The sequence below is a fragment of the Streptomyces sp. NPDC004031 genome (genome assembly GCF_053604375.1).
On the sequence record NZ_JBSGHL010000063.1, the window covers coordinates 25,038 to 51,276 of the forward strand.

Below are 26,239 nucleotides of genomic sequence, written 5' to 3' on the forward strand. Positions count from 1 at the left end.
ACCCGTCCGGTCCGTCCGGCAGCTCCCCGGCACCCCGCTACGGCAGCAGGCCGTGCAGCGGGAAGACGGCCCGCCGGGTCGCCAGGATGGCCTGGTCCAGCCGGTCCGCCGGGTCGTACCCGGCCTCCGCGAAGCCCGTCCAGCGCGGCTCGCCCCCGTCCGTCATGCGCAGCGGCGCGGGCTGCCGGGTGCGCGCGTACACCTCGTGCCGCCACTCCTGCGGCACCTCCGTGGCTGGTGCCAGCGGCTCCCCCGCGGCGATCGCCACCAGGTGCGTCCAGGTGCGCGGCACCACGTCGGTGACCGCGTACCCGCCGCCGCCCAGCGCCACCCAGCGCCCGCCCGCGTGCTCGTGCGCCAGCGCGTGGCAGGCCTCGGCCACCGCCCGCTGCGCGTCCACCGTCACCGCCAGATGCGCCAGCGGATCCTCGACATGGGTGTCCGCCCCGTGCTGGCTGACCAGCACCTGCGGCCGGAAGGCGGCCAGCAGTTCGGGCACCACCGCGTGGAAGGCCCGCAGCCAGCCCGCGTCACCCGTGCCCGCGGGCAGCGCCACGTTCACCGCGCCGCCCTCCGCGTCCGGGCCGCCCGTCTCCTCCGCCCAGCCGCTGGTGTGCGGGAAGAGCGTGCGCGGGTGCTCGTGCAGCGACACCGTCATGACCCGCGGGTCGTCCCAGAAGGCCGCCTGCACCCCGTCCCCGTGGTGGACGTCCACGTCGATGTACGCGACCCGCTCCGCGCCCAGCTCCAGCAGCCGCGCCACCGCGAGCGCCGCGTCGTTGTAGACGCAGAAACCGGCGGCCGCGCCGGGCATCGCGTGGTGCAGCCCGCCGGTGAAGTTCACCGCGTGCGCCGCCTCGCCGCGCCACACCGCCTCCGCCGCCGCGACCGACTGGCCCGCGATCAGCGCCGAGACCTCGTGCATCCGCGGGAAGACGGGATTGTCCGTGGTGCCCAGCCCGTACGCGGCGAAAGCGGCGAAGGAGGCCCGCACCGCGTCCGGGTCCTCGCCCGCGCGCATCACCGCGGCCATGTAGTCCCCGTCGTGCACGAGCGCGAGCGTCGACTCCCCGGCGGGCGGCGCCGCCACCACCGTCAGCGCCCGGTCCAGCCCCACCGCCCGCACCAGGCCCCGGGTGAGCGTCAGCCGCACCGGGTCCATCGGGTGTCCGGGCCCGAAGTCGTAGCCGGTGACCCGCTCATCCCACATCAACAGTGCTCGGCCGCTCATGGCCGACACCGTACCCGCCGCCCGCCGCCCCGAAGGAGCGCGCGTAGTGCAGTGTCGCCGCGACCAGCACCATCGGGACGAGCATGGCGCCGCGGTAGCTCCACGCGTCGCCCAGCGCGCCCACCAGCGGCGAGCCGACGAGGAAACCGACGTAGTTGAAGACGTTCAGGCGCGCGATGGCCGCGTCCGACCCGTGCGGGAACATCCGCCCGGCCGCCGCGAAGGTCTGCGGCACGATGACGCACAGCCCGAACCCCAGCAGCGTGAAGCCCAGCATGCCGACCCACGCCCCCGGCGCCACCGCCACCACCGCGAAGCCCGCGACCGCCACCACCGTCCCGAGCCGCACGACCGGCACGGCCCCGTACCGCCGCACCCCGAAGTCGCCGACCGAGCGGCCGAGCAGCGTCGTGACCATGTAGACGGCGTAGGGGACGGTGGAGAGCTGCTCGGAACTGTGCAGGGTGTCTTGGAGGTACTTCGCGCTCCAGTTGGAGACGGTCGAGTCGCCGATGTAGGCGAAGCTCATGACCAGGCACAGCGGCAGCAGCACCCGCATCGCGACCTGCGGGCCCTTCCCCGCGGCGGCCTCCTGGACGGCGGGCCCGTCGTCCGCGTCGCGGTACCAGCGGCTCGCGGCGAGCGTGAGCGGGATCATCACCGCGGTGAAGGGCCCGTAGACGGTCACCAGGGCGATGTGCCAGTGCGCCCCCGACCAGGCCAGCACCGAGCCGACGATGCCGCCGAGGCTGTAGGCGGCGTGGAAGCCCAGCATGATGCTGCGCCCGTACGCCCGCTGAAGGCTCACCCCGAGCATGTTCATCGACGCGTCCAGCCCGCCGACGCACACCCCGAACAGCGCGAGCGTCACCGCGGCCGCCCACATCCGGTCCCCGGCACCGAGCCCGACCAGCACGAGCGCGACGACCGGCTGCACCCAGCGCAGCACCACGCTCGGCCGCACCCGCCGCACCAGCTGCTCGGTCACGACGCTGCCCGCGCCCGCCAGGATCGGCACGGCCGCCAGGAACACCGGCAGCAGCCCGTCGCTGATCCCGTAGCGGTCCTGGATCGCCGGGATCCGGGTCACCAGCAGCGCGAAGAGCGCCCCTTGCGCGAAGAAGCTCACCGCGAGGGCGGCGCGGCCCAGCCGCAGCGGCCGGGCGGGCTGCGGGACGTCGCGTACGTCGCTAGCGTCGCTCATGAGCGAGCACGCTAGACGCGAAAGCTACGCTTGAGTAGGTGTCCGGCGTCACGATCCGGCGTCACCTCTGACCAGGCGCGGGAGCGGCCCCCGGTTCAGCCGGAGAGCAGCGCGGGAAGCTCGGCCATCCCGCCGAAGAGCGCGGTGGCGTCCGCGAGCTTCGCGGCCGGTGTCATCGCGGTGTAGCCGAAGACGTCCATCCCGGCCGCCCGCGCCGCCTGCACCCCGAGCGCGCTGTCCTCGACCACCACGCACCGCTCCGGCGCCACACCCATCGTGCGGGCGGCGTGCAGGAAGAGGTCCGGCTCCGGCTTGCCCCGCCCGACGTCCTGCGCCGAGAACAGCCGCCGCTCGTCGAAGCGCCCGTAGAGCCCCGTCGTCCGCAGCGCGACCCTGATCCGCTCGTGCGTCGCCGACGACGCCAGGCAGTACGGCACCCCGTCCGCCGCCAGCTTCTCCAGCACCGTCCCGGCCCCGTCCACCGCCCGCAGCTCCTGCTCGAACGCCGCGAAGACCCGCCCGTGGTAGGCCGTGTCGAAGCCCTCCGGCAACGTCCCGCCGTGCCGCTCCCGGACGACGTCGTGCACACGGTGCATGGCCGCGCCCATGAAGTCCCGGACCGACTCCTCCGTCGTCGTCGGATACCCCGCCTCGGTGAGGCACTGCGCGAGGATCCGGTTGGAGATCGGCTCGCTGTCGACCAGCACGCCGTCGTTGTCGAAGATGATCAGTTCATACCGCACGGACCCACTCTAGGCGGCTCCGGTACGCGGGCCGGCCGCGCAGGGTGGCCGCCAGCCCGCCCGCCTCAGTGGATGTCGTGGTCGGGGTGGGCGTCGTCGTACGCGTGCCGGGCCTCGGCGATGACACCGCGGTGGGCCAGCGACCAGTCGGCCAGCGCCTTGACGAGGTGGGTGAGCCCCGCGCCGGTCTCCGTCAGCCGGTAGTCCACCTGCGCGGGCACGGTCGGATAGACGGTACGCAGCACGAGCCCGTCGCGCTCCAGCCTGCGCACGGTCAGGGTGAGCATGCGCTGCGAGATGCCGTCGATCGCGCGCTGGAGCTCCCGGAAGCGCCGCGGCCCGCCCGCCAGCTCGACGATCACCAGCACCGACCACTTGTCGCCGATCCGGTCCAGGACGTCCCGGATCCCGCAGTCGGGATGCTCCGGCAGCCCGCACGGATCGAGGGCCGCGGGCGCCGTCGGCGCGCTGACCAGTGCGGTTACCGCGGTGTGCGTGACGGACATCGAAATGCCTCCTTGTGGCCGGTGGACGGCCGATCAAGGATCAAGCCTAGTTACCGAAGAGAACCACGGCGGCCCGCCGCACGTACACGGACCGCCGAGAACGACGACGTACAACGACGAACGACGACGAACGACAGAACGACGACGGAAGACGGCGACTGATCATGATCCTGGTGACCGGAGCGAACGGAAACCTCGGCAGGGCCACCCGTGCCGCCCTGCACGCCCGCGGCGAGACGGCCCTCGGCGGCAGCCGCACCCCGGCCGAGGGCATACGCCCCCTCGACTTCGACACCCCCTCGACCCTCGACCTCTCCGGCGTCACGACGCTGGTCCTGGTCTCCGCGGGCTACGCCGAGGACGACGTGGTGATCCGCCGCCACACGGCGGCCCTGGACGCGGCCGTACGGGACGGGGTCGGCCACGTCGTCTACACGAGCCTCACGACCGCGGGCGACCACCTGGGCTTCGCCCTCGCCCACCGCGCGACCGAACGCCTCCTCCGGGCGAGCGGGCTGCCCTGGACGATCCTCCGCAACGGCCTGTACGCCGAGCTGTTCGGCGCCCTGCTGACGCCGGCGGGCGACGCCGCTGTGCAGTCCCCGTTCGGTGACGGCGCCCTGGCCGCGGTCGCCCGGGACGACCTCGCCGAAGCCGCGGCCGTCGTCGCCGCCGACCCCGCCGCCCACCAGAGCCGCGTCTACGACCTGGTCGGCACCCCGATCACGGCGGCCCAGGTCGCTGCCGAGCTGAGCGCCCCGCACCACACCCTCGACCTCGCCGAATACCGCCGACGGCTGCTGGAGACGCCGGACCTGCTGCCCTTCCAGCCCCCCATGCTGGCCTCCCTCGCGTCGGCCGTCCGCCACGGCTTCCTGGCCGACACCACTCCGGACCTCGCCGCACTCCTCGGCCGCGAGCCCCAGGACCCGCTGCCGATCGCCGTAGCGGCGGCGAAGTGAGGGCGGGCTCAAGCGCATCGTCGGCTCGCACTTCGCCAACTACCGTGAGGCCTGGGAGGCCAACCGGCTGATCGCCAAGGGGAAGATCCATCCGACAGTGTCCCGCTCCTACCCGCTGGCGCAGACCGGCCAGGCCGCGTACGACGTGCACCGCAACCTGCACCACGGCAAGGTCGGCGTGCTGGCGCTGGCCCCTGAGGAAGGCATGGGAGTGACCGACCCCGAGATGCGTGAACGCCACCTGGCGTCCATCAACCTCTTCCGCGACGCGGCGCGCGCGGCCACCGCGGCAGGGGCCGCGGCGGCGCCCGCCCGGTCCGCCGCATCCGCGGGGGCCGCCGCGTGAGCGGCCCCGGGCAGCGCGACCGGCCGTGGCTGATGCGGACGTACGCGGGCCACTCGACCGCGGAGGAGTCCAACGCGCTCTACCGCCGCAACCTCGCCAAGGGGCAGACGGGCCTGTCCGTCGCCTTCGACCTGCCGACACAGACCGGCTACGACGCCGACCACGTGCTGGCGCGCGGCGAGGTGGGCCGGGTCGGGGTGCCGGTCGGCCACCTCGGCGACATGCGGCGGCTGTTCGCGGACATCCCGCTGGACTACATGAACACCTCGATGACCATCAACGCCACCGCGATGTGGCTGCTGGCGCTCTACCAGGTGGTCGCGGAGGAGCAGGGGGCCGAACTGCCCGCCCTCCAGGGCACGACGCAGAACGACATCGTCAAGGAGTATCTGTCGCGCGGGACGCACGTCTTCCCGCCCGGCCCGTCGCTGCGGCTGACCACGGACATGATCACGTACGCGGTCCACCACGTCCCGCGCTGGAACCCCATCAACATCTGCAGCTACCACCTCCAGGAGGCGGGGGCGACACCGGTACAGGAGATCGCGTACGCGATGTCCACCGCGGTCGCCGTGCTGGACGCGGTGTTCGCCTCCGGGCAGGTGCCCGAGGAGCGGCGCGGCGAGGTCGTGGGGCGGATCTCCTTCTTCGTCAACGCCGGGGTGCGCTTCGTCGAGGAGATGTGCAAGATGCGCGCCTTCGGCCGGATCTGGGACACCGTCACGCGTGAGCGCTACGGTGTCCAGGACCCGCGGCAGCGCCGCTTCCGCTACGGGGTGCAGGTCAACTCGCTCGGCCTGACCGAGGCGCAGCCGGAGAACAACGTGCAGCGCATCGTGCTGGAGATGCTGGCGGTGACGCTGTCGAAGGACGCCCGCGCCCGCGCCGTCCAGCTCCCGGCCTGGAACGAGGCACTGGGCCTGCCCCGGCCGTGGGACCAGCAGTGGAGCCTGCGCATCCAGCAGGTCCTCGCCTACGAGAGCGACCTGCTGGAATACCCCGACCTCTTCGACGGCAGCCATGTCGTCGAGGCGAAGGTCGCCGAACTGGTCGGTCAGGCGACCGCCGAGATGGCCCGTATCGAGGAGATGGGCGGCGCGATGGCGGCCGTCGAGTCCGGCTACCTGAAGTCGGAGCTGGTGGCCTCGCACGCGGCGCGCCGGGCGCGTATCGAGTCGGGCGAGGAGAAGATCGTCGGCGTCAACGTCCACGAGGCCACCGAGCCGAGCCCGCTGACCGCCGACCTGGACACCGCGATCATGACCGTCGACCCGGCCACCGAGGCCCGTGTGGTGGCCGCGCTGGAGGAGTGGCGGCGCGAGCGCGACCAGCCCCGTGCCAAGGCCGCGCTGGCGGCGCTGCGGGAGGCCGCCGAGGGCACGGACAACCTGATGCCGGCGACCCTGGAGTGCGCCCGCGCGGGCGTGACGACCGGCGAGTGGGCGGGCGTGCTGCGCGAGGTCTTCGGGGAGTTCCGCGCCCCGACCGGGGTGGGCGGCGCGCCCGTGGCGGTCACGGCGGACGACGGCGGGCCGCTCGCGGAGGTACGCCGCCGGGTCGCGGCGACCGCGGAGGAGCTGGGCGGCGGGCGACTGCGGCTGCTCGTCGGCAAGCCCGGCCTGGACGGGCACTCCAACGGCGCCGAGCAGATCGCCGTACGCGCCCGCGACGCCGGCTTCGAGGTCGTCTACCAGGGCATACGGCTGACCCCCGAGCAGATCGTGGCGGCCGCCGTGGCCGAGGACGTGCACTGCGTGGGCCTGTCGATCCTCTCCGGGTCGCACGGCGCGCTGGTGCCGGACGTGCTGGAGCGGCTGAGCGCCGCGGGCGCGGACGACGTGCCCGTGGTGGTCGGCGGCATCATCCCGGCCGCGGACGCGGACGCCCTGCTCGCCGCCGGTGTGGCGGCGGTCTTCACACCCAAGGATTTCGGTATCACCGGGATCATCGGCCGGATCGTGGACGAGATCCGGCGCGCGCACGGCCTCGCCGGGTCCGCCGGACCCGCCGGGCAGAACGAGCTGGAGGTATGACCGTGCAGTTCGGCCGCACATACGAGGAGTTCGAGGTCGGCGCCGTGTACCGGCACTGGCCGGGAAAGACGGTCACCGAGTACGACGACCACCTCTTCTGCCTCCTCACCATGAACCACCACCCGCTGCACATGGACGCCAACTACGCGGAGCGGACGACCGACTTCGGCCGCAACGTGGTCGTCGGCAACTACGTCTACTCACTGCTGCTCGGCATGTCGGTGCCGGACGTGTCCGGCAAGGCCATCGCCAACCTGGAGGTCGAGTCGCTGCGGCACGTCGCGCCGACCTTCCACGGGGACACGATCTACGGCGAGACGACGGTGCTGGACAAGTGGCCGTCCAAGAGCCGGGACGACCGCGGCATCGTCCGCGTCGAGACCCGCGGCCACAACCAGGACGGCACCCTGGTGTGCGTCTTCCACCGCAAGGTGATGGTGCCGACCGCCCGCTACATCGAGCAGCGCGGCGGCGAGCAGCCCGGCCGCCCGCAGCCGCAGACGCAGCCCCAGTCGCAGTCGCAGCCCCAGTCGCAGCCGGAAGGGAAGTGACATGACCGACCGTCTCGCGCACACCGACGGCCTGACCGAGATCCAGCGGGAGATCCTGAGCACCGTCCGGGATTTCGTCGACAAGGAGATCCTGCCGGTCGCCACCGAGCTGGAGCACCGCGACGAATACCCCCTCGCCATCGTCGAGGGCCTCAAGGAGCTGGGCGTCTTCGGGCTGATGATCCCCGAGGAGTACGGCGGGCTCGGCGAGTCGCTGCTGACCTACGCACTGGCCGTGGAGGAGATCTCGCGCGGCTGGATGAGTGTGTCGGGCATCATCAACACGCATTTCATCGTCGCGTACATGATCCGCCAGCACGGCACCCAGGAGCAGAAGGATTACTTCCTGCCGCGGATGGCAGCCGGTGACGTGCGCGGCGCGTTCTCGATGTCGGAGCCGGGACTGGGCTCGGACGTGTCCGCGATCCGGACGAAAGCCGTCCGCGACGGGGACGCGTACGTGATCAACGGCCAGAAGATGTGGCTGACCAACGGCGGCTCGTCCAACCTGGTCGCGGTGCTGTGCCGGACCGACGAGGGGCAGCCGGCGGACGCGCCGCCGCACCGCTCGATGACCACCTTCCTGATCGAGAAGGAGCCCGGCTTCGGCGCCAACGCCACGGTGCCGGGCCTGACCGTGCCGGGCAAGATCGAGAAGATGGGCTACAAGGGCGTCGACACCACCGAGCTGGTGCTCCAGGACGTGCGGATCCCCGCCGACCGGGTGCTCGGCGGCACCAGCGGCCGCGGTTTCTACCAGATGATGGACGGCGTCGAGGTGGGCCGGGTGAACGTCGCCGCGCGTGGCTGCGGCGTCGCCAAGCGTGCGTTCGAGCTGGGTATCGGCTACGCGCAGCAGCGGCACACCTTCGGCAAGCAGATCGCCCAGCACCAGGCCGTGCAGTTCAAGCTCGCCGAAATGGCCACCAAAGTGGAGGCCGCCCACCAGATGATGGTCAATGCCGCACGCAAGAAGGATTCCGGCGAGCGGAACGATCTGGAGGCGGGCATGGCGAAATATCTCGCATCAGAGTTCTGCAAAGAAGTCGTCGAGGACGCCTTCCGCATCCACGGCGGCTACGGCTTCTCCAAGGAGTACGAGATCGAGCGGCTGTACCGGGAGGCCCCGATGCTGCTGATCGGCGAGGGGACCGCTGAGATCCAGAAAATGATCATCGGGCGGCGACTTCTGGAGGAGTATCGAATCCAGGGGTAAATGTCCAATTTTGGATGGATTTACCCGAGGCAAACATCACACTGCGCCGTGGTTTCGGCCGTTGTAGAGCCACCAGAACCGGCCATCGACTCGCCCTCGCGCTTGCCCAGTTGCCGGTGTCAGCCGATACCATCGACCAAAGCCGCCGTCCCCAGAAGCAATTCGCGGCATCCTCCGCTACGAAGGTCTTCCATGCCCCACAGCCATTCCCCTGCACCGCGCGGCCGGGTCCGCCTCGCCCGTGGAGCATCACCGTGGCTCTTCCCGACCGTCGCCACCGCGGCGGTCTCCCTCGTCAAGGCGCGCCACTCCGGCCGCTGGGCGACCGTGGCAGTCCCCGCCACCGCCCTGGCGGCCGGGATGCTGTGGTTCTTCCGCGACCCTGAGCGGGAGATCGCCGAAGGCCGGGTGATCAGCCCGGCCGACGGCGTGGTCCAGAGCATCATGCCGTGGAAGGACGGGCGCACCCGCGTCGCGATCTTCATGAGCCCGCTCAACGTGCACGTCAACCGCGCTCCGCTGGCCGGCACGATCTCCTCCGTCGAGCACATCCCGGGCGGGTTCGTCCCGGCGTTCAACAAGGAGAGCGAGAACAACGAGCGGGTCGTGTGGCACTTCGACACCGACCTCGGCGACATCGAGATGGTGCAGATCGCCGGCGCCGTCGCGCGCCGGATCGTGCCGTACGTGCCGCGCGGCTGCAAGGTCGAGCAGGGCGACCGCATCGGGCTCATCCGCTTCGGCTCACGCGTCGACGTGTACCTCCCCGAAGGCATTGAGGCGGGCGTCGAGGTCGGGCAGACCACCACGGCTGGGGTGACACGCCTTGACCGTGACTGACGGTGATACGGCGCAGTCCGACTGGGTGACCGAACTCCAGGACGAGGTCGACGACCTCCCCCTGTCCACCCGGCTGTCCATCGCGGACGCGCTCACACTCGGTAACGCGATCTGCGGCTTCCTGGCGGTCTACTTCACCACCACCGGGGTGCTGGTCCCGCACCTGAACGGCACGAGCGACGGCGGCATGTCCAAGCACAGCGCCGCCACCGCCGTCTCGCTCATGCTGCTGGCCTCCGTCTTCGACCTCTGTGACGGCCTGGTCGCGCGCAAGCTGCGCAGCTCGGCGATGGGCGCGGAGCTGGACAACCTCTCCGACCTGATCAGCTTCGGGCTCGCCCCGGCCTACTTCGTGGTCGTCTGGGGCCTGGTCGCCGACGACGCCTACGGCAAGGTGTCCGCGGCAGCGGCCGTCCTCGTGGTGCTCGCGGTCGTCCTGCGCCTCGCCCGCTTCTCCTGCACGACCCTGCGGGACGGCGTCTTCCAGGGCATGCCCAGCCCCTTCGGGGCGATGACCGTGGTCTCCCTGGTCCTGCTGGAACTGCCCTTCGCGCCGACCATCGGGGCGATCGTGGGTGTGGCGTGGCTCATGGTCAGCCGCGTCGAATACCCCAAGCCGCGCGGCCGGCTCGCCGCGCTGACGTTCGCCTGGACGATCGTGAGCATGGGCTGCCTCACGGCCTGGACGCTGGACGTGCCCGGCGGGCACCAGCTGCTCCAGACCGGGGCCGCGCTCCAGTGCGTGGCCGCGGCGGTGATTCCGTGCTTTGCGACGACGCGGCGGGTGAACACGATGCGGGCGAATCGCCGCGAGGCGCGCGCCACCGCGCTTCGGTAATACCGCGGCCCCTTCCGGGCCGCACCCCGTAGTCCCTGCCCGGCTGCGCAGAGTGAGCTTTCACCCTGCGCGGCCGGGTTTCCGCATTCCACGCTCCCGCGCGGGGGGTGCGCATGCCGCGCGGGTCGAGCGCTCAGCGCTGCCGCGCCGGGCACGCGTTTCCAGGCCGCGCCTGCGCCGCCGGGCACCTCGTTTTTCAGGGGCACGCCTGCGCTGCCCGGCACCCGTTTTTCAGGCCGCGCCTGCGCTGCCGGGCACTCGTTTTTCGGGCCACGCCTGCGCTGCCGGGGCACTCGTTTTTAGGGGCGCGGGGAACTGCGCGCTCAGCCCCCACCGGGGCGCGGGTCGTCACCGACCCGAAGGGTCTCTTCGGTCCGATCCGGACCACCGGCCGGTGGACGGCTGAGCGCGCAGTTCCCCGCGCCCCTGGTGGTTGCCCGGCGCGGCAGGCGCGTTGTCCGCGCGGCTTGAAAAACGGGGTGCCCGGCGCGGGATGTGCAGGGTCAGAGGAGGAGCTCTTGCGCCAGGGTCGTGGCGACGCGTTCGAGGAGGGGGCCGGCCGCGGCGATGGAGCGGGCCGGGTCGGGTTCGAGGGCGGAGAGGGGGTAGGCAGCGGAGATGCCGGCCGCGGCGAGCGCGGAGGGCGGGACGGCGAGCCGTCCGCACACCGCGGCGACGCGGACACCGCGAGCCGCGGCCGCGCGGGCGACGCCGACGGGCGCCTTCCCGTGCAGGGTCTGCTCGTCGAGCGAGCCCTCACCGGTGATGACGAGGGTCGCGCCCTCGACCGCGTCGGCGAAGCCCAGGACGTCGAGCAGGACGTCGATGCCGGGCCGGAAGGCCGCCCGCAGGGCGACGAGCGCTCCGAAGCCGATGCCGCCCGCGGCCCCCGCGCCGGGCGCGGCGGCGAGGTCGGCCGCGCCGAGGACTTCCGCGTAGTGCGCGAGCGCCGCGTCCAGGGCGCGTACGTCGTCGGCGTCGGCGCCCTTCTGCGGCCCGTAGACCGCGGCGGCGCCCGTCGGGCCGAGCAGCGGGTTGTCGACGTCGCTGGCGAGGACGACCTCGGTGGCGGCCAGCCGCGGGTCGAGGCCGCCGAGGTCGGCGGTGGCGAGGGAGGCGAGCGCGGCGCCGCCGGGTGCGACGGGGGCGCCGTGCGCGTCCAGCAGCCGGGCGCCGAGCGCGGCGAGCATGCCGGCGCCGCCGTCCGTGGTGGCGCTGCCGCCGACGCCGAGCACGATGGTGCGGGCGCCCGCGTCCAGCGCGGCCAGCAGCAGCTCGCCGGTGCCGTACGTGGTGGCGGTGCGGGGAGCGAAGACGCCGGGCGGCAGGTGGCGCAGCCCGGAGGCCTCGGCCATCTCCACCACGGCGGTGCCGTCGCGCAGCGCGTACGCGGCCTGGACGCTCTCGCCGAGCGGCCCGGTGACGCGGACGGTGTGCCGGGTGAAGCCCGCGGCGACGGCCGCGTCCACCGTGCCGTCCCCGCCGTCGGCGACCGGCAGCGCGGCGATGTCGAGGCCGGGTACGGCGGCCCGCAGGCCTGCGGCCACGTGCGCGGCGACCTGTACGGCGGTGAGCGAGCCCTTGAACTTGTCGGCGGCGATCAGCACCCGCCCCGGCGACTTCTGTGCGGTGTCGGCCACCTTGGTCAGCTCCCGTCCGATCATGGTTCAACGGCAGCTCGGACCTTATCCCGCTGCCCGGAGTGGCCCGCGCGGCGGGGCGGCGGACCGTAGATTCGAGGGATGACGACCGATTTCGCGACGTACATCGCCGGGCTGCCGAGGATCCTCGCCGGGGCCAACATGCTCTTCCGCTCCACGGACGGCCGGGTCCTGCTCGTGGAGCCCAACTACCGGGAGACGTGGACGCTTCCGGGCGGCACGATCGAGACGGACGAGAACGAGACGCCGCGGGAGGCGGCCCGGCGCGAGTCGGTGGAGGAGGTCGGGCTGGACGTGGAGCCCGGCGCGCTGCTGGTGATGGGGTGGACGACCGCGGGACCGGTGCGGCCGCCGTCGGTGACCTTCCTGTACGACGGCGGGGTGCTGACCGACGACCAGATCGCGTCGATCCGCCTCCAGGAGAGCGAGCTGGACTCGTGGAAGCTGGTCGAGCCCGCCGAGGTGGACCGCTACCTCACCCCCAACAGCGCGGGCGCGGTGCGGGCCGCGGTCGAGGCGCTGGCCACCGGCAGCGCGCCCGTGGAGCTGGTGGACGGCCGCCCGGGGGCCGACGCTAGGTGAGCAGGTCGCCGACCGCGGCGATGCCCTCGGCGACGGCGCGGCGCGGGACGTTGCCGTAGCCGAGCACGATCTGTGCGGGTCCGGTGCGCGTCGCGCGGCAGGCGCCGATGCCGTACAGGCCGACGCGGCGGGCCGACGCCGCCGTCACGACGTCCTGCTCGGCGGCGCCCTCGGGCAGGTGGGCGACGGCGTGGAAGCCCGCCGCCAGGCCCGTCACCGGGAGCCCGGGGGCGTGTGCGGCGAGCGCGTCGAGCAGCGCGGTGCGGCGGGCGGCGTAGCGGACGCGCATCCGGCGCAGGTGGCGGTCGAAGCGGCCGGACGCCATGAGCCGGGCCAGGGCGAGCTGGTCGAGGGTGGGGGTGCCGCGGTCGCTGAGGTACTTGTGTTCGGTGACCGGCCCGGTGAGGCCGGGCGGGCACAGCATCCAGCCGATGCGCAGGGCGGGGACGAGCGTCTTGCTGACCGTCCCGATCGCGATGACGCGGTCGGGCGCCAGGCCCTGGAGCCCGCCGACCGGTTCGCGGTCGTAGCGGAACTCCGCGTCGTAGTCGTCCTCGACGACGACCGCGTCGCGGCGGCGGGCCCAGTCGGCGAGGGCGAGGCGCCGCTCGGGGGCCAGGACGACCCCGGTGGGCCACTGGTGGGCGGGGGTGACCACGACGGCGCGGGCGCCGGTGGCGTCCAGGGCCGCCACGTCGAGGCCGTGGTCGTCGACGGGTACGGGGACGGCGTGCAGGCCCGCTGCCGCGGCGGCGGCGCGGACGGTGCCGGGCGAGCCGGGGTCCTCGAAGGCCACGCTGCGCACGCCGGTGTCCGCGAGGACGCGCAGGGCCAGGCCGAGGCCCTGGGCGTAGCCGTTGCAGACGACCAGGTGCTCCGGTTCCGCGGCGGCGGCGCGTACCCGGCGCAGGTATCCGGCCAGGACATCGCGCAGTTCGGCGCTGCCGCGCGGGTCGCCGTAGTCGAGGGCGCTCACCGGGAGGGCGCGGGCGGCCTCCCGGACGGCCCAGAGCCAGTCCTGGACGGGGAAGGCGCCGAGGTCGGGCACGCCCGCGCGGAAGTCGGCCAGCAGCGGCGGGGGCGGGGCGGGCGGCGCTGCGGCCGCGGGCGGGTCGCAGGTTCCGGCGGCCACCCGGGTCGCGGAGCCGGGGCGGGTCACCAGGTAGCCCTCGGCCTGGAGCTGGGCGTAGCACTCCTGGACCAGGCCGCGGGAGAGGCGGAGCGTGCGGGCCAGCTCCCGGGAGGACGGCAGGCGTTCGCCGACCCGCAGCCGTCCGGTCCTGATCGCGTCCCGCAGCCCGTGTTCGAGCTGGGCGCGCAGCGGCACCGGGCCGGTCCGGTCGACGGCCAGCAGTAGTTCGGGGGACGAACCGGCCCACTCCAGCGACATGCAACCGGAGCTTACCGGCGGTCCACCGGGCCGCTTACCGTCCTTGCGTGACCGACATCCTCGACTCCGCGTCCCGCGCCCCGGTGTCCCGCCCGCCGCTGGTGACACGGCCGTTGCTGCTGCGCTTCGTCTCCATCCTGGGCGCCTCGACCAGCTTCTACCTGCTGCTGTCCGTCGTCCCCGGCTACGCCGCCGCGCACGGCGGGGGCGGCGGCGCGGCCGGGCTCGTCACCGGCACGCTGATGCTCGCGACGGTCGCGGGCGAGCTGGTCACACCGGCGCTGGCGGACCGCTTCGGATACCGGATCGTGCTGGCCGCGGGGCTGTTCCTGCTGGGCGCCCCGGCGCTGGTGCCGCTCGCGGCCGGGGGGCCGTTCTGGATCCTGCTGGTCTGCCTGCTGCGCGGTCTGGGGTTCGCCTTCACGGTGGTCGCGGGCGGCGCCCTGACCGCGTCGCTCATCCCGGCCGAGCGCCGGGGCGAGGGGCTGGCGCTGGTCGGGCTGGTCTCGGGGGTGCCGGGGCTGGTGGCGCTGCCGCTGGGGGTGTGGCTGGCGGCGCACGCCGGGTATCCGGTGGTCTTCACCGCCGCGGCCGTCTCGGCGCTCGCCGCGGTCCTGTCGGTGCCGGCCCTGCCCGACCGGATCCGGACCGCCGGGCGGCCGGTCGGCCTGGCGGAGGGGCTGCGCGCGGCCGGGCTGCGGCGGCCCGCGGTGGTCTTCGCGGCGACCACCGCGACCGCGGGCGTCGTCGTCACCTTCCTGCCGCTGGCGGTGCCGGCGCACCCGGGGCTGGTCGCGCTGGCCCTCTTCGCGCAGCCCGCGGCGGCCACCGCGGCCCGCTGGCTGGCGGGCCGGTACGGCGACCGCCACGGGTCCGCCGTGCTGGTCCTCCCCGGTCTGCTGCTGTCGGCCGGCGGGACGCTGCTCATGGCGGTGACGGGCAGCGCCGCCGCCGTGGCCGCCGGGGCGACGCTGTTCGGCGCGGGGTTCGGGGTGGCGCAGAACGCGACGCTGACGCTGATGTACGCGCGCGTCCCGGCCTCCGGCTACGCGACGGTCAGCGCGGTGTGGAACGTCGCCTACGACGCCGGTATGGGTGCGGGCGCGGCGGTCTTCGGCTGGCTCGCGGCGGGCACCGGCTACTCCTGGGCGTTCGCGCTGACCGGCGCCGCCATGCTGGCCGCCGTCGTCCCGGCGTGCCGGGACCGCCGGGAGGGGTCTCAGGCCTTGGGGATGTCGAAGAAGTAGGTGAGCGAGCCCGCCAGCCGGATGTCGCCCTTGAGTTTGAGCTTGCGGGTGAAGAAGAGGGTGGGGCCGGAGGCGTTGCCGGAGACGAGCTTGAGGAATTCCGGTGCGGCCATGACCAGGCTGAGCTGCGGCTCGCGGTCGGTGCGTTCGGGGGTGACGGTGCAGGTGCCGCCGCCGATGTGTGTCTCGTAGACGTCGTCGGGGCCGCCGTCGGCGGCGGTGATGCGCCAGCGGACGAGGGCGTCGCGGCCCGCGGCGGCGTCCGGCTTGAAGAGGGTGTGCATGCGCCCGAAGACCTCGTCGAGGACGCGGCGGCGCTGCCGTCCGGCCATCAGCTCGGCGATCCGCGCGGCGGGCAGGCCCTTGACGATCCGGGCGAAGTCGCGGGGCTCGACCGTGCCGAAGTCCAGGGTTTCCAGGTCGAGGTCGTCCAGTGCCGCCATGGGTCCACCGTCCTTACTCCAAAGTAAACTTACCGACGGGTAAGGATAGTTTCCGCGCCCGCCGCCGACAACCCGCACCCTCGCACCCGCACCGCCGCCCACCGGAGGCGGGGCATGGCGCTGTCCGCCCACCGTCCGAAGATCGGGCGATAGCCGGTAAAGCCGCGACAGAGGGCAACCTTTACCCCTAAGCTTCCGAGTCGGCGCGGGTGAACTGCGGCGTCCCGGGGGCGTCTTGCGACCGCGCCGCACTGTCCCCAGCGCTCGCTCGCGCACCGCGAAAGGCTCCACCATGTCCCAGCCCCAGACCCAGACCCAGCAGCTCGGCAGCGGCCAGACCACGTCCGCCGAGAGCTTCTGGTACGTCCTGAACTGCATCGCCTTCGGGGCGGGCTACTTCGCCAAGGTCCCGGTCAAGAAGGCCCTCAGCGAGTACGGCCTGGTCCAGATGACCGGTGCGGAGAAGTTCTGGTACGTGGTGCAGAACATCTTCTTCGCGTCGGGCTACTTCGCCAAGGTCATCTACAAGAAGGCGCTGTCCGAGGTGCGGTTCGGCGTGCAGCCCGGCTACGGTGCGCAGCCCGGCTACCCCGCGCAGCCCGCGCCCGGCCAGTCTCCGTACGCGGGCTGACGGCCCTTCGGGACCGGATCCGGAGCCGCGGCGGGAGGACCCGCCGCGGCTTTCGCGTTCTCCCGGCCCGGTGCCCGGCGGTTCAGCGGCGGGCCGTGCGGCGCAGGTGGCGCAGCACCGCGCGGGCGGCGTTGTGGCCGCTCATGCCGTGCACACCGGGCCCCGGCGGGGTCGCGGACGAGCACAGGAAGACCCCGGGGCGCGAGGTCGCGTACGGGATCGCGGCGAGCCGCGGGCGCAGCACCGTCTGGAGACCGGAGAAGGCGCCGCACCCGATGTCGCCGCCCACGTAGTTGGCGTTGCGCGCGGCGAGCCCGGCGGGGCCGGTGACGGCGCGGGCCAGCACCAGGTCGCGGAAGCCCGGGGCGAAGCGCTCGATCTGCCGCTCGACGGCGTCCGTCGCGTCGCCGTGCCAGCCGTTCGGCACGTGCCCGTAGGCCCAGAAGACATGCTTGCCCGCGGGCGCGCGCGAGGCGTCGGCGACGCCCGGCTGGGCGGTGATCAGGAACGGGGTGTGCGGCGGGCGCCCGGTGACCGCGCGGTTCAGGGCGTCGCCGATCTCGGTGTACGTCGGGCCGACATGCACCGTTCCGGCCCGCCGCGCCTCGGGGGCGGTCCACGGGACGGGGCCGTCCAGGGCGTAGTCGATCTTGAAGACGGAGGGGCCGTAGCGGTAGCGCCGGTAGGCGTCGCCGAGCGCGGCGATCCGGGCCAGCGCGGTCGGCGAGGTGTCGAAGACGTAGGCGCGGGCGGGCGGCAGCTCGTCGAGCTTGCGGACCGTCACCCCGGTGCGGATCACCCCGCCCAGCTCGGTCAGGTACCCGGCGAGCGCGTCGGCGATCGACTGCGAGCCGCCGCGCGCGACGGGCCAGCCGCGCTCGTGCCCGGCGAGCGCGAACATCATCGCCATCGCCCCGGTGAGGGGCTGGCTCAGCCTGGTGATGGCGTGCCCGGCGAGGCCGGCGAGCATCCCGCGTGCCTTGGGGCCGTGGAAGCGCAGCGCGAGCAGCGACAGCGGCGGGGCGCCGGTGAGCCCGAAGCGCGCGAAGCGGTAGGGGTCGCGCGGTATCCCGGACCACTGCGGGCGGAAGAAGTCCGCGGCGATCGACTCCCAGTGGCCGATGTAGGGCGCCATCAGCCTGCGGTACGTGCCCGCGTCGCGCGGCCCGAGCGACGCGGCGGTCTCCCCGACGCTACGGGCGAGCACGGCGGCGGTGCCGTCCGGGAACGGGTGGGCCAGCGGCAGTTCCGGGTGCAGCCACTCCAGGCCGTGCCGGGCCAGCGGCAGCGCCTGGAAGGCGGGCGAGCCGACGCCGAAGGGGTGGACGGCCGAGCAGGGGTCGTGCCGGAAGCCGGGCAGCGTCAGCTCCTCGGTCCTGGCGCCGCCGCCGACGGTGTCCGCGGCCTCGTAGATCTGCACGCTCAGGCCCGCGCGGGCCAGTTCGACGGCGGCGGTCAGCCCGTTGGGACCCGCCCCGACGACGACCGCGTCCGCGACCACGGCCCGCCTCACGGCCCGACCGCCGTCCGGCCGCGGGCGCCCGTCCCGGCGTCGTCGCGGGGTGCGCGCGGGCCGCCCGCCGCCTCCGCCCCACCGGTCACCGCACCGACTCCGTTGCCCATGCGGCCCATCCAACCAGACCGCGGGGCCCTGTGGTCCGGTACCCCGGTACGGATGGCAGGGTCACGCCATCGCGGGGATGACATGCTCGCCGTACGCGTCCACGGTGGCCTGCTTGGCGTCGTGCATCGCGTAGAGGGCGAAGTGGTCGACGCCCAGGCCGCGCAGCGCGCGCATCCGGGCCACATGCGCCTGCGGGGGGCCGACGACGCAGAAGCGGTCCACGATCGCGTCCGGTACGAAAGCGGTGTCGGGGTTGCCGCTGCGGCCGTGGTGGGCGTAGTCGTAGCCCTGCCGCTGCCGGATGTACGCGGTCAGCTCCTGCGGCACCTCGGCGGAGTGCGCGCCGTAGCGGGCGACCAGGTCGGCGACGTGGTTGCCGACCATGCCGCCGAACCAGCGGCACTGCTCGCGGGCGTGCGCGAGGTCGGCGGGCGCGGCTCCCTCGGTGACGTACGCGGGCGCGGCCACGCACACCGTGACCGACGCCGGGTCGCGCCCGGCGCGTTCGGCCGCGGTGCGCACCGCCTTGACCATCCAGGCCGTCAGATGGACGTCGGCCAGTTGCAGGATGAAGCCGTCGGCCAGCTCGCCCGCCATGGCCAGCGCCTTCGGCCCGTACGCGGCCATCCACACCGGCAGCCGCCCCTCCCGTACCCACGGCAGCCGCAGCGCGGTGCCGTCGACGACCGCCTCGCGGCCCTCGGCCAGGTCGCGGATCGCGGTGATCGCGCGGCCCAGCCGGGCCAGCGTGGCGGGCGGCCGGCCCGCGACGCGCATCGCCGAGTCGCCGCGGCCGATGCCGCACACGGTGCGGTTGCCGTACATGGAGTTGAGGGTCGCGAAGGTGGAGGCGGTCACCTCCCAGGCGCGCGTCGAGGGGTTGGTGACCATGGTGCCGACGGTCAGCCGTTCGGTGTGCTCCAGGATGCGGCTGTGGATGACGAAGGGCTCCTGCCACAGCACGGCGGAGTCGAAGGTCCAGCCGTGCCGGAAGCCCCGGCTCTCGGCGCGCCGCATGAGCGCGACGACGTCGGACGCGGGCGGGTCGGTCTGCAGCACGAGGCCGAAGTGCATGGGGCCGCGCTCCTCGCTGGTGCGTGACGGTCACGGACACGGGTCACAGGTACTGGCACAGGCCCCGCGGGACGAACTGGCCGTGCCCCGCGCGGCCCACGTACGTACCGCGGTCGACGACCGGGACACCGCGCGACAGCACGGTCTCGACCCGGCCGGCGAGGGTGCGGCCCTCGTAGGCGGAGTAGTCGACGTTCATGTGGTGGGTGCGCGCGGAGAGGGTCTGCTCGGCGTGCGGGTCGTAGACGACGACATCGGCGTCCGCACCGGGCGCGATCGTGCCCTTGCGCGGGTAGAGGCCGAACATCCGGGCGGGCGCGGCGCACGCCACGTCGATCCAGCGGCGGCGGCTCAGCCTGCCCTCCACGACGGCCTGGTGCAGCAGGTCCATCCGGTGCTCCACGCCCGGCAGGCCGTTGGGGATGCGGGAGAAGTCGCCGCGGCCCAGCTCCTTCTGCCCGGCGAAGCAGAACGGGCAGTGGTCGGTGGACACCACCTGGAGGTCGTCGGTGCGCAGGCCGCGCCACAGCGCCGCCTGGTGCTCGCGCGGCCGCAGCGGGGTGCTGCACACGTACTTGGCGCCCTCGAAGTCCGGTGCGGCGAGATCGGCGGTGGACAGGAACAGATACTGCGGGCAGGTCTCGCCGAAGACCGGGAGCCCCAGGTCGCGGGCGGCGGTCAGTTCGGCGAGCGCCTGCTCGGCGGAGACGTGCACGACGTAGAGCGGGGAGCCCGCGACGCGGGCGAGCTGGACCGCCCGGTGCGTCGCCTCGGCCTCCAGCAGCACGTGCCGCACCTCGCCGTGCACGCGCGGGTCCGTCCGGCCCGCCTCCAGGGCCTGCCGGACCAGCACGTCGATGGCGATGCCGTTCTCGGCGTGCACCATCGGCAGGGCGCCGTTGGCCGCGGCCCGCTGGAAGGCGCGCAGGATCCGCCCGTCGTCGCTGTAGAAGACGCCGGGGTAGGCCATGAAGAGCTTGAAGCTGGTGACGCCCTCCTCGACCAGGGCGTCCATCTCGCGCAGCGTCCGGTCGTGGACGTCGGCGACGATCATGTGGAAGCCGTAGTCGACCGCGCAGCGCCCGTCGGCCTTCTCGTACCAGGTGTCCAGGCCCGCGCGCAGCGAGCCGCCGACCTGCTGGACCGCGAAGTCCACGATCGTCGTGGTCCCGCCCCACGCGGCGGCCCGGGTGCCGGTCTCGAAGGTGTCGGACGCGGTGGTGCCGCCGAACGGCATCTCCATGTGGGTGTGCGCGTCCACACCGCCGGGGACGACGTAGCGGCCCGTCGCGTCGATCACGGTGTCGGCGGTGAAGGACGCGGCGGCGGCGCTGTCGTGCGCCGCCAGCGCGGCGATCCGGCCCGCCTCGATCAGCACGTCGGCGTGCGTCTCCTCGGCGGCGGTGACGACGAGGCCGCCGCGGATCAGGGTCCGCGGCGTCACAGGGCCACCCGCGCCGCGTAGTCCTGGTGGGCCGCGGCGAGCGCCGTCTCCAGGATGTCCGCGCCCTCCTCGGCCTCGGCGACGGTCAGCGACAGCGGCGGCGCGATCCGCAGCACGTTGCCCGCCCTGCCGCCCTTGCCGACGAGCAGGCCGTTCTCCCGCGCGGCCTCCAGGACCGCGCTCGCGGCCTGCGCCGAGGGGCGGTCGGTGCCGGGCACGACCATCTCCACCCCGAGCATCAGACCGCGCCCGCGCACCTCGCGCACCAGGTCCAGCCGCGCGGCGGCGGCCTCGATCCGGGCCCGCAGCAGGCCGCCGACCCGGCGGGCGTTGCCCTGGAGGTCGTGGCCGACGAGGTAGTCGAGGTTGGCGAGCGCCGCGGCGGCCGTGACCGGGCTGCCGCCGAAGGTCGAGATGGAGTTGGCGGTCAGGCAGTTCATCACCTCGGCGCGGGCCACGACACCGCCCATCGACATGCCGTTGCCGATGCCCTTGGCGAAGGTGAGGACGTCCGGCGGCCCGGCCGCCGCGTGCGCCTGCCAGCCCCAGAAGTGGTCGCCGGTACGGCCCCAGCCGGTCTGCACCTCGTCGGTGATCCACAGGATGCCGTGCTTGTCGAGCACCTGCTTGAAGGCCGCCAGCAGCCCGTCGGGCGGCATCGTGAACCCCCCGACGCCCTGCACCGGTTCGGCCACCAGCGCGGCGACCCGGCCGCCCGCCTGCCCGAGCACGTCCTCCAGATCGGCCACGCACGCCGTCACGAAGTCCGGGTCCGCCAGGTGAGCGTACGGGCCGCGGCCGCGTACCCCGCCGTGCACGTACAGCGTCTGGAGCGGGGACAGACTCGTCGGCGACCAGGCCGCGTTGCCGGTCACGCCGACCGCGCTGAAGGAACGGCCGTGGTAGCCGTTGCGCAGCGCCAGCACCTGGTTGGAGCCGCGGTAGGCGGTGGCCAGCAGCAGCGCGGTGTCGTTGGCCTCGGTGCCGGAGGTCGTGAAGAACACCCGGGCGTCCGGGATGCCCGACAGTCGCGCGATCCGTTCTGCCAGCTCCACGGCCTGGCTGCTCAGGTAGAGGGTCGAGGAGTGCAGCAGCCGCCCTGCCTGCGCCGCGACCGCCGCGGTGACCTCGGGCAGCGCGTGCGCGGTCATGGTCGTGAGGATGCCGCCGAAGAAGTCCAGATAGCGGTTGCCCTCGGCGTCCCACACATGGCGGCCCTCGCCCCGCGTCAGCTCGATCGGCCGCTCGTAGTACGTCGCCAGCCAGTCCGGCAGCACCGCGCGGTGCCGGGCGTACAGGGCCTCGTGCGGTCCCTCGGTCACGGTGGCCACGTCCTCACGCCCCCGTCAGGATGCCGTACGCGTCCGGGCGCCGGTCGCGGTAGAAGGCCCACTGGGTGCGGACCTCGTCCAGCAGGCCGAAGTCCAGGTCGCGGACGAGGAGTTCCTCCTCCGTGGCGGACGCGGGATCGCCGACGAGCTGCCCGCGCGGGTCGGCGAAGTAGCTGGTGCCGTAGAAGTCGTCGTCGCCGTACTCCTCGCGGCCCACCCGGTTGATCGCCGCCACGAAGTACTCGTTGGCCACCGCCGCCGCAGGCTGCTCCAGCTGCCACAGGTACGACGACAGGCCACGGCTGGTCGCGCTCGGGTTGAACACCAGCCGCGCCCCCGCCAGCCCCAGCGCCCGCCAGCCCTCCGGGAAGTGCCGGTCGTAGCAGATGTAGACACCGACCCGGCCCACCGCCGTGTCGAAGACCGGCCAGCCGAGATTGCCCGGCCGGAAGTAGAACTTCTCCCAGAAGCCCGGCAGTTGCGGCAGATGGTGCTTGCGGTACTTGCCGAGGTAGCTGCCGTCCGCGTCGATCACCGCGGCGGTGTTGTAGTACACGCCGGGCTGCTCGATCTCGAAGACCGGTACGACGATCACCATGCCCGTCTCCCGGGCGAGGTCCCGCATCCGCCGGACGGTCGGCCCGTCCGGCACGGCCTCCGCCCAGCGGTGGTGCGCGGTGTCCTGCACCTGGCAGAAGTACGGGGCGTTGAACAGCTCCTGGAAGCCGATGACTTGCGCGCCCTGCGCGGCGGCGGAACGGGCGTGCGCTTCGTGCTTGGCGACCATCGAGTCGGTGTCGCCGGTCCAGGCCGCCTGGACCAGTGCGGCGCGTACGACGTTGCTCATGCGGCTGTTGCCCCTCTGACGTGGCGTCACGTCGCCCCACTGTCCCCCGCGGGGTGCGCTCGCGCGCGGCCGTCGCCCCTGTGTCGCCGCGGGCTGACCCGTACGGCCCACTCGCCGTGGGGGCGTTGGCCTTTCCGGCGCGGGGGAGGGCGCTTCGCCCTGCGGGCTGCCGGGCGCGGTGGCCCCGGGACCCTGCGACCAGCCACGACGGCGGGAAGGTCACGCGGACCACCGCACGAGGCACCCCCCGGCGAGAAGGGCGCGTGGCCGGAAGGTGACGGTCGTGTTCGAGGGCGCGGCCCTCGGAAGCCGCACCGAGGGGGCGGGGTGTTCGAACCCCGGGGGACGCGCGGTCGGTTCACGCCATACTCCCCCATTCCGCTGACCTGATGGAATATCAGCTTTTACCGTAATGTTCGTGAAAGCCGTACGCCGTCCGCGGTGGCCCCTCCCCGTGGCCACCGCGTCCGCACTCCTGCTGGCCGCAGGCCCCTCCGCAGCGTCCACGCCCGCGCCCGGTCCCTCGCACGGGCCGCGCGGGGTGACCGTCGTCGTGTGCGGGCGGGACGGGCGGGTCGAGGTGCTGGTGCGGGTGGACGGGGTGGTCCTGCTGCCGATCGGCCCGGTCACCGTCCGGGTGGGCGACGCGTGCGGCCCGCATCCGAGTGCCCCGCCGACTGCTCCGCCGAGCACCCCGCCGGGCACGCCCCCGGCGACGCCGACCGGACCGCCGCCCGTCACCCCGCCGCCCACGACGCCGCCCACGACCCGGCCGGTGACGTCCCCTCCCCCACCGCCGCCCCCGGCGGCCTCACCGCCCGCCGCCTCTCCCGTCGCCGGGTCCGCACCCGGGCCCGCACGAAAGCGGCCGGACCCGCCCGTACGCAGCGGTCCGGGCAGGGCGCCCGCCGCCCGCGTGTCCGCGTCGCCGTCCGGTGCGCAGGCCTACGCCCTTCCGCAGCCGGGCGGTGAACCGTACCCGCACGGGGCCGGGGGCGGCGCCGCGCGCTGGTGGCTGCTCACGATGGCGGTCGTGCTGCTGCCCGCCGTGCTCGCGGCCGTCCCCTACCGCACGTTCCGGCGCCGGCGCTGACGCCCGCGCCGTCCCTCCCCCTCCCGTCGCACCCCTGGGAGCGCCATGCCGCACTACCTGCTCTTCGTCCTCTCCGCGCTCGGCGGCGCGGCCTTCGCCCTCACCACCGGGTGGTTCCTCGGACGGCGCCGCGTGCCCGCACCCGACGGCGACTCCGGCAACGGACTGTCCCTGATCGGGGCAGTGCTGCTCAGCTCCTTCATCCTGCTGACGGGCTTCCAGGTCGCGGGCAGCTGGTCCGCGCTGGGCAACGCGCGCACCGGCACGTACGACGAGGCGCGGGCGCTCACCGACACGTACTGGGCGGCGGGCGGGCTCGCCCCCGCCGACCGCACCTCGGTGCGCGGGCTGCTGCGCGCGTACACGGAAGACGTCCGCGACGTCGAATACCCGCAGCTCGCCCGTGGGCGGACCAGTCCGCAGACGTGGCAGGCACTCGACCGGGTACGGGCGGCCGTGCGCGGCGCCTCGGCGGCGCGGCCGGAGGAACAGGCGGCGAAGGCGGCGGCGCAGTCGGCGCTGGCGACCGTGTACGAGACCAGGTCCGACCGCGCCGCCGCGGTCACCGCGGGGATCCCGCGGGTCGTGTGGGTGGCGATGGTCGTCTCCGGGGCCTTCCTGCTCACCTTCCCGGCGGTGCTCGGGCTCACGGCCGCGCCGCGCCACCTCGTCGCGGTGGGGTTCGCCGGGGCGGCGGTGGCCTTCGCGATCGTGCTCGCGGCTCAGCTCAACCAGCCCTTCCGCCAGCCTTTCGGGGTGGGGGGCGGCGCGTTCCGCTCCGCGGAGGCCCGCTTCACACAACTGGACGCGCCCCGTCCTTGAGCTCGCCCCCAAGAACGGAGGCCTCTCCCCCCGGCGCGGGGGGCACGCTTCGCCCTGCGGGCTGCCGGGTGCGGTGGCCCCGGGACCTTACGGCCGGTGGGTGGCTTGTCGCGCAGTTCCCCGCGCCCCTGAAAACGCTCACCCTTCACCGCAGGGCAAGCCCCTCCAGGGACGCGAGAACCTGCGCGACCAGCCACCGCGGCGGGAAGGTCACACGAACCACCCCAAGAGGCACCCCGGCGTGAAAGGGGCGCGGGGAACTGCGCGACAAGCCACCACAGGCCGGAAAGTCACGCGAACCACCCCAAGAGGCACCCCGGCGTGAAGGGGGCGCGGGGAACTGCGCGACAAGCCACCACAGGCCGGAAGATCGCGCAAACCACCCCAAGAGGCACCCCCAGGCGAAAGGGGCGCGGGGAACTGCGCGACAAGCCACCACGGCGGGAAGGTCACGCGGACCACCGCGAGAGGCACCCTGGGGTGAAAGAAGCCAAGCCCCGCAAGGGTCATCCGCGGAGGAGGGCCGCGGCCACGTCGCGGCGGCAGGGTGGGGCGACGCGGGCGGCAGCGGCGAGGAGGGCCGCCGTGAGGGCGGGGCGGGCGCGGGCGATGTCCGCCGCGGCGTCCGCGGGCCGCGCACGGGCCACCGTTTCGAGGAGTTCCGCCGCCTCCCCGGTGTGCCCGGCGGAGTGCAGGAGGTCGGCGACGGCCGCGACCTCGGCCGCGGGCCGGGCGGCGATCTGGTGCAGCAGCGTGCGGGCGTGCGCGTCGCGCCGGTCGACGGCGAGCGCGGCCACCGCCGCGGCGACCGCGGCGGGCGGCAGCGCGGCGATCTCCCACAGGAGGGTCCCGGCGTCGGCGGTGAGCCCCGTGCGTTCCAGGGCCCGCACGAGGTACGGGATGCGCTCGGCGGGCCCCTGCGCGGCAGCGCTGAGCACGAGGTAGGCGGCACCGGTGTCCCCGGCCGCGAACCCGATGCCGCTAGATCCGCCCTCCCTAATGTTGACAATCGATGACATTGGAATTCTGGGCAGCGCAGTGCGATAGGTAAAACACGAGTTCTGTGATCCAGCGGTACGCGAAAGGTATCGCATGATCGATCTGCGCCAGTTCAGGCGGTTCATCGCGGTCGCCGACACGTTCAGCTTCCGGCGCGCGGCCGAGCGGCTGCACATGGCGCAGCCGCCGCTCAGCGCGGCGATACACAAGCTCGAGGACGAGCTGGGCGTCGACGCGCTGCGCGACACTACGCGCCACGCGGTGCGCGAACAGGGGCTCGCGCTGGTGACGTGACCGCCCGCGCGGCGCTCAGCCGCCGAGGATGTTGAGCGCGACCGTGAGCACGGCCTGCTTGAATTCCTGCTGCCGCGTGGGCAGCGACGTGAACTCGCGAATCATGTGGCTGTACGACACGGCCGAGCCGACCGCGCTCGCGACCATGAAGAACAGCACGTCGGGATCCGCCGCGCGAATCTCGCCGGCTTCCACTGCCTCCGCCAGCAGCGGGAACATCACGTCGCGGTACGGGCGGACGAGCCGCTCCTGCAACATCTCGAGCCGCACGCCCTCCTCGGTCGCCG

At 73.7% G+C, this 26,239-nt stretch carries 26 protein-coding genes and 1 pseudogene; 13 read left to right on the plus strand and 14 right to left on the minus strand.

Annotation, left to right across the window (positions count from 1 at the left end):
• Positions 1-37: 37 nt before the first annotated feature.
• The 4 genes from ACWERV_RS30360 to ACWERV_RS30375 all read right to left on the minus strand — a co-directional run bounded on the left by ACWERV_RS30360 (position 38) and on the right by ACWERV_RS30375 (position 3,684).
• Positions 38-1,231: an acetoin utilization protein AcuC gene (locus tag ACWERV_RS30360; protein ID WP_452939120.1), complete on the minus strand. Its 1,194-nt coding sequence runs from the start codon at positions 1,229-1,231 to the stop codon at positions 38-40.
• Positions 1,200-2,435: an MFS transporter gene (locus ACWERV_RS30365; protein ID WP_398192829.1), complete on the minus strand. Its 1,236-nt coding sequence runs from the start codon at positions 2,433-2,435 to the stop codon at positions 1,200-1,202. Before ACWERV_RS30365 ends, ACWERV_RS30360 begins: the two co-directional genes overlap by 32 nt.
• Positions 2,436-2,530: 95 nt before the next feature.
• On the minus strand, positions 2,531-3,178 hold the full coding sequence (locus ACWERV_RS30370; RefSeq protein ID WP_398192830.1) for an HAD family hydrolase: 648 nt from the start codon (positions 3,176-3,178) through the stop codon (positions 2,531-2,533).
• 65 nt (positions 3,179-3,243) lie between these two features.
• Positions 3,244-3,684, minus strand: coding sequence for a winged helix-turn-helix transcriptional regulator (locus ACWERV_RS30375; protein ID WP_452939121.1), 441 nt, complete (start codon positions 3,682-3,684; stop codon positions 3,244-3,246).
• 164 nt (positions 3,685-3,848) lie between these two features.
• Between ACWERV_RS30375 and ACWERV_RS30380 the strand changes: the two genes are divergently transcribed.
• The 7 genes and pseudogenes from ACWERV_RS30380 to pssA all read left to right on the plus strand — a co-directional run bounded on the left by ACWERV_RS30380 (position 3,849) and on the right by pssA (position 10,470).
• On the plus strand, positions 3,849-4,646 hold the full coding sequence (locus ACWERV_RS30380) for an NAD(P)H-binding protein (protein WP_452939124.1): 798 nt from the start codon (positions 3,849-3,851) through the stop codon (positions 4,644-4,646).
• Between the two features lie 7 nt (positions 4,647-4,653).
• A pseudogene (locus ACWERV_RS30385) lies at positions 4,654-4,992 on the plus strand (hypothetical protein); the annotation flags it as partial.
• Positions 4,989-7,025 (plus strand): protein meaA, encoded by a 2,037-nt coding sequence (locus ACWERV_RS30390; protein ID WP_452939127.1) that lies wholly within the window; start codon positions 4,989-4,991, stop codon positions 7,023-7,025. The pseudogene ACWERV_RS30385 and the gene ACWERV_RS30390, both read left to right, overlap by 4 nt.
• A gap of 2 nt (positions 7,026-7,027) precedes the next feature.
• Positions 7,028-7,576, plus strand: a complete 549-nt coding sequence (locus ACWERV_RS30395) for a MaoC family dehydratase (protein ID WP_452939168.1) — start codon at positions 7,028-7,030, stop codon at positions 7,574-7,576.
• A 1-nt stretch (position 7,577) separates the two neighbouring features.
• Positions 7,578-8,792, plus strand: coding sequence for an acyl-CoA dehydrogenase family protein (locus ACWERV_RS30400; protein ID WP_452939129.1), 1,215 nt, complete (start codon positions 7,578-7,580; stop codon positions 8,790-8,792).
• Between the two features lie 192 nt (positions 8,793-8,984).
• Complete coding sequence (locus ACWERV_RS30405) at positions 8,985-9,632, plus strand: phosphatidylserine decarboxylase (RefSeq protein ID WP_398178828.1); 648 nt, start codon at positions 8,985-8,987, stop codon at positions 9,630-9,632.
• On the plus strand, positions 9,619-10,470 hold the full coding sequence (pssA, locus tag ACWERV_RS30410) for a CDP-diacylglycerol--serine O-phosphatidyltransferase (RefSeq protein WP_398178825.1): 852 nt from the start codon (positions 9,619-9,621) through the stop codon (positions 10,468-10,470). The genes ACWERV_RS30405 and pssA overlap by 14 nt, the downstream gene beginning before the upstream one ends.
• 503 nt (positions 10,471-10,973) lie before the next feature.
• Here pssA and ACWERV_RS30415 read toward each other — a convergent pair.
• Positions 10,974-12,134 (minus strand): glycerate kinase, encoded by a 1,161-nt coding sequence (locus ACWERV_RS30415; RefSeq protein WP_452939133.1) that lies wholly within the window; start codon positions 12,132-12,134, stop codon positions 10,974-10,976.
• 78 nt (positions 12,135-12,212) lie between these two features.
• Here ACWERV_RS30415 and ACWERV_RS30420 point away from each other — a divergent pair, with 78 nt between their 5' ends.
• Entirely contained in the window at positions 12,213-12,713 is a 501-nt protein-coding gene (locus tag ACWERV_RS30420) for an NUDIX domain-containing protein (RefSeq protein ID WP_452939136.1), read from the plus strand.
• Here ACWERV_RS30420 and pdxR read toward each other — a convergent pair.
• The gene (pdxR, locus tag ACWERV_RS30425) at positions 12,706-14,103 is read right to left on the minus strand and encodes a MocR-like pyridoxine biosynthesis transcription factor PdxR (RefSeq protein WP_452939139.1); all 1,398 of its coding nucleotides are present in this window, start codon (positions 14,101-14,103) and stop codon (positions 12,706-12,708) included. The two genes, ACWERV_RS30420 and pdxR, sit on opposite strands and share 8 nt — an antisense overlap.
• 47 nt (positions 14,104-14,150) lie before the next feature.
• Here pdxR and ACWERV_RS30430 point away from each other — a divergent pair, with 47 nt between their 5' ends.
• Positions 14,151-15,350 (plus strand): MFS transporter, encoded by a 1,200-nt coding sequence (locus tag ACWERV_RS30430; protein WP_452939142.1) that lies wholly within the window; start codon positions 14,151-14,153, stop codon positions 15,348-15,350.
• Here the strand turns inward: ACWERV_RS30430 and ACWERV_RS30435 are convergent.
• The gene (locus ACWERV_RS30435; RefSeq protein WP_398178811.1) at positions 15,323-15,793 is read right to left on the minus strand and encodes an SCP2 sterol-binding domain-containing protein; all 471 of its coding nucleotides are present in this window, start codon (positions 15,791-15,793) and stop codon (positions 15,323-15,325) included. The genes ACWERV_RS30430 and ACWERV_RS30435 overlap by 28 nt on opposite strands.
• 292 nt (positions 15,794-16,085) lie before the next feature.
• On the opposite strand from ACWERV_RS30435, the gene ACWERV_RS30440 reads away from it, so the two are divergent.
• Positions 16,086-16,424 (plus strand): hypothetical protein, encoded by a 339-nt coding sequence (locus tag ACWERV_RS30440; protein WP_452939144.1) that lies wholly within the window; start codon positions 16,086-16,088, stop codon positions 16,422-16,424.
• Between the two features lie 82 nt (positions 16,425-16,506).
• Here the strand turns inward: ACWERV_RS30440 and ACWERV_RS30445 are convergent, their stop codons facing one another.
• The 5 genes from ACWERV_RS30445 to ACWERV_RS30465 all read right to left on the minus strand — a co-directional run bounded on the left by ACWERV_RS30445 (position 16,507) and on the right by ACWERV_RS30465 (position 22,744).
• The gene (locus ACWERV_RS30445; RefSeq protein WP_452939146.1) at positions 16,507-17,925 is read right to left on the minus strand and encodes a phytoene desaturase family protein; all 1,419 of its coding nucleotides are present in this window, start codon (positions 17,923-17,925) and stop codon (positions 16,507-16,509) included.
• 183 nt (positions 17,926-18,108) lie between these two features.
• Positions 18,109-19,122, minus strand: coding sequence for a TIGR03842 family LLM class F420-dependent oxidoreductase (locus ACWERV_RS30450; protein ID WP_452939149.1), 1,014 nt, complete (start codon positions 19,120-19,122; stop codon positions 18,109-18,111).
• 43 nt (positions 19,123-19,165) lie between these two features.
• Positions 19,166-20,566, minus strand: a complete 1,401-nt coding sequence (gene hydA, locus ACWERV_RS30455) for a dihydropyrimidinase (protein WP_452939151.1) — start codon at positions 20,564-20,566, stop codon at positions 19,166-19,168.
• Positions 20,563-21,888, minus strand: coding sequence for an aspartate aminotransferase family protein (locus tag ACWERV_RS30460; RefSeq protein ID WP_452939153.1), 1,326 nt, complete (start codon positions 21,886-21,888; stop codon positions 20,563-20,565). Before ACWERV_RS30460 ends, hydA begins: the two co-directional genes overlap by 4 nt.
• A 13-nt stretch (positions 21,889-21,901) precedes the next feature.
• Positions 21,902-22,744, minus strand: coding sequence for a nitrilase-related carbon-nitrogen hydrolase (locus ACWERV_RS30465; protein ID WP_452939155.1), 843 nt, complete (start codon positions 22,742-22,744; stop codon positions 21,902-21,904).
• Between the two features lie 418 nt (positions 22,745-23,162).
• Here ACWERV_RS30465 and ACWERV_RS30470 point away from each other — a divergent pair, with 418 nt between their 5' ends.
• Together ACWERV_RS30470 and ACWERV_RS30475 are read left to right on the plus strand one after the other, a co-directional pair.
• Entirely contained in the window at positions 23,163-23,837 is a 675-nt protein-coding gene (locus ACWERV_RS30470; RefSeq protein WP_452939158.1) for a hypothetical protein, read from the plus strand.
• Positions 23,838-23,882: 45 nt separating this feature from the next.
• Complete coding sequence (locus tag ACWERV_RS30475) at positions 23,883-24,659, plus strand: bestrophin-like domain (protein WP_452939160.1); 777 nt, start codon at positions 23,883-23,885, stop codon at positions 24,657-24,659.
• A 506-nt stretch (positions 24,660-25,165) separates the two neighbouring features.
• Here the strand turns inward: ACWERV_RS30475 and ACWERV_RS30480 are convergent.
• A complete protein-coding gene (locus tag ACWERV_RS30480) occupies positions 25,166-25,678 on the minus strand; it encodes a hypothetical protein (RefSeq protein WP_452939162.1) in 513 nt (170 codons plus the stop codon).
• A 73-nt stretch (positions 25,679-25,751) separates the two neighbouring features.
• Between ACWERV_RS30480 and ACWERV_RS30485 the strand changes: the two genes are divergently transcribed.
• Positions 25,752-25,952, plus strand: a complete 201-nt coding sequence (locus ACWERV_RS30485; protein ID WP_258181735.1) for a helix-turn-helix domain-containing protein — start codon at positions 25,752-25,754, stop codon at positions 25,950-25,952.
• A gap of 15 nt (positions 25,953-25,967) precedes the next feature.
• Here the strand turns inward: ACWERV_RS30485 and ACWERV_RS30490 are convergent.
• Positions 25,968-26,239 (minus strand): hypothetical protein (locus ACWERV_RS30490; RefSeq protein ID WP_452939165.1); only part of this gene is annotated, 272 nt, incomplete at its 5' end.

Coding starts and splice junctions, on each gene's coding strand:
- ACWERV_RS30360 (WP_452939120.1), bottom strand. CDS start 1,231: ATGAGCGGCCGAGCACTGTTGATGTGGGATGAGCGGGTCACCGGCTAC.
- ACWERV_RS30365 (WP_398192829.1), bottom strand. CDS start 2,435: ATGAGCGACGCTAGCGACGTACGCGACGTCCCGCAGCCCGCCCGGCCG.
- ACWERV_RS30375 (WP_452939121.1), bottom strand. CDS start 3,684: ATGTCCGTCACGCACACCGCGGTAACCGCACTGGTCAGCGCGCCGACG.
- ACWERV_RS30380 (WP_452939124.1), top strand. CDS start 3,849: ATGATCCTGGTGACCGGAGCGAACGGAAACCTCGGCAGGGCCACCCGT.
- ACWERV_RS30400 (WP_452939129.1), top strand. CDS start 7,578: ATGACCGACCGTCTCGCGCACACCGACGGCCTGACCGAGATCCAGCGG.
- ACWERV_RS30405 (WP_398178828.1), top strand. CDS start 8,985: ATGCCCCACAGCCATTCCCCTGCACCGCGCGGCCGGGTCCGCCTCGCC.
- ACWERV_RS30415 (WP_452939133.1), bottom strand. CDS start 12,134: ATGATCGGACGGGAGCTGACCAAGGTGGCCGACACCGCACAGAAGTCG.
- ACWERV_RS30420 (WP_452939136.1), top strand. CDS start 12,213: ATGACGACCGATTTCGCGACGTACATCGCCGGGCTGCCGAGGATCCTC.
- pdxR (WP_452939139.1), bottom strand. CDS start 14,103: ATGTCGCTGGAGTGGGCCGGTTCGTCCCCCGAACTACTGCTGGCCGTC.
- ACWERV_RS30435 (WP_398178811.1), bottom strand. CDS start 15,793: ATGGCGGCACTGGACGACCTCGACCTGGAAACCCTGGACTTCGGCACG.
- ACWERV_RS30440 (WP_452939144.1), top strand. CDS start 16,086: ATGTCCCAGCCCCAGACCCAGACCCAGCAGCTCGGCAGCGGCCAGACC.
- ACWERV_RS30450 (WP_452939149.1), bottom strand. CDS start 19,122: ATGCACTTCGGCCTCGTGCTGCAGACCGACCCGCCCGCGTCCGACGTC.
- ACWERV_RS30465 (WP_452939155.1), bottom strand. CDS start 22,744: ATGAGCAACGTCGTACGCGCCGCACTGGTCCAGGCGGCCTGGACCGGC.
- ACWERV_RS30475 (WP_452939160.1), top strand. CDS start 23,883: ATGCCGCACTACCTGCTCTTCGTCCTCTCCGCGCTCGGCGGCGCGGCC.
- ACWERV_RS30480 (WP_452939162.1), bottom strand. CDS start 25,678: ATGTCATCGATTGTCAACATTAGGGAGGGCGGATCTAGCGGCATCGGG.
- ACWERV_RS30485 (WP_258181735.1), top strand. CDS start 25,752: ATGATCGATCTGCGCCAGTTCAGGCGGTTCATCGCGGTCGCCGACACG.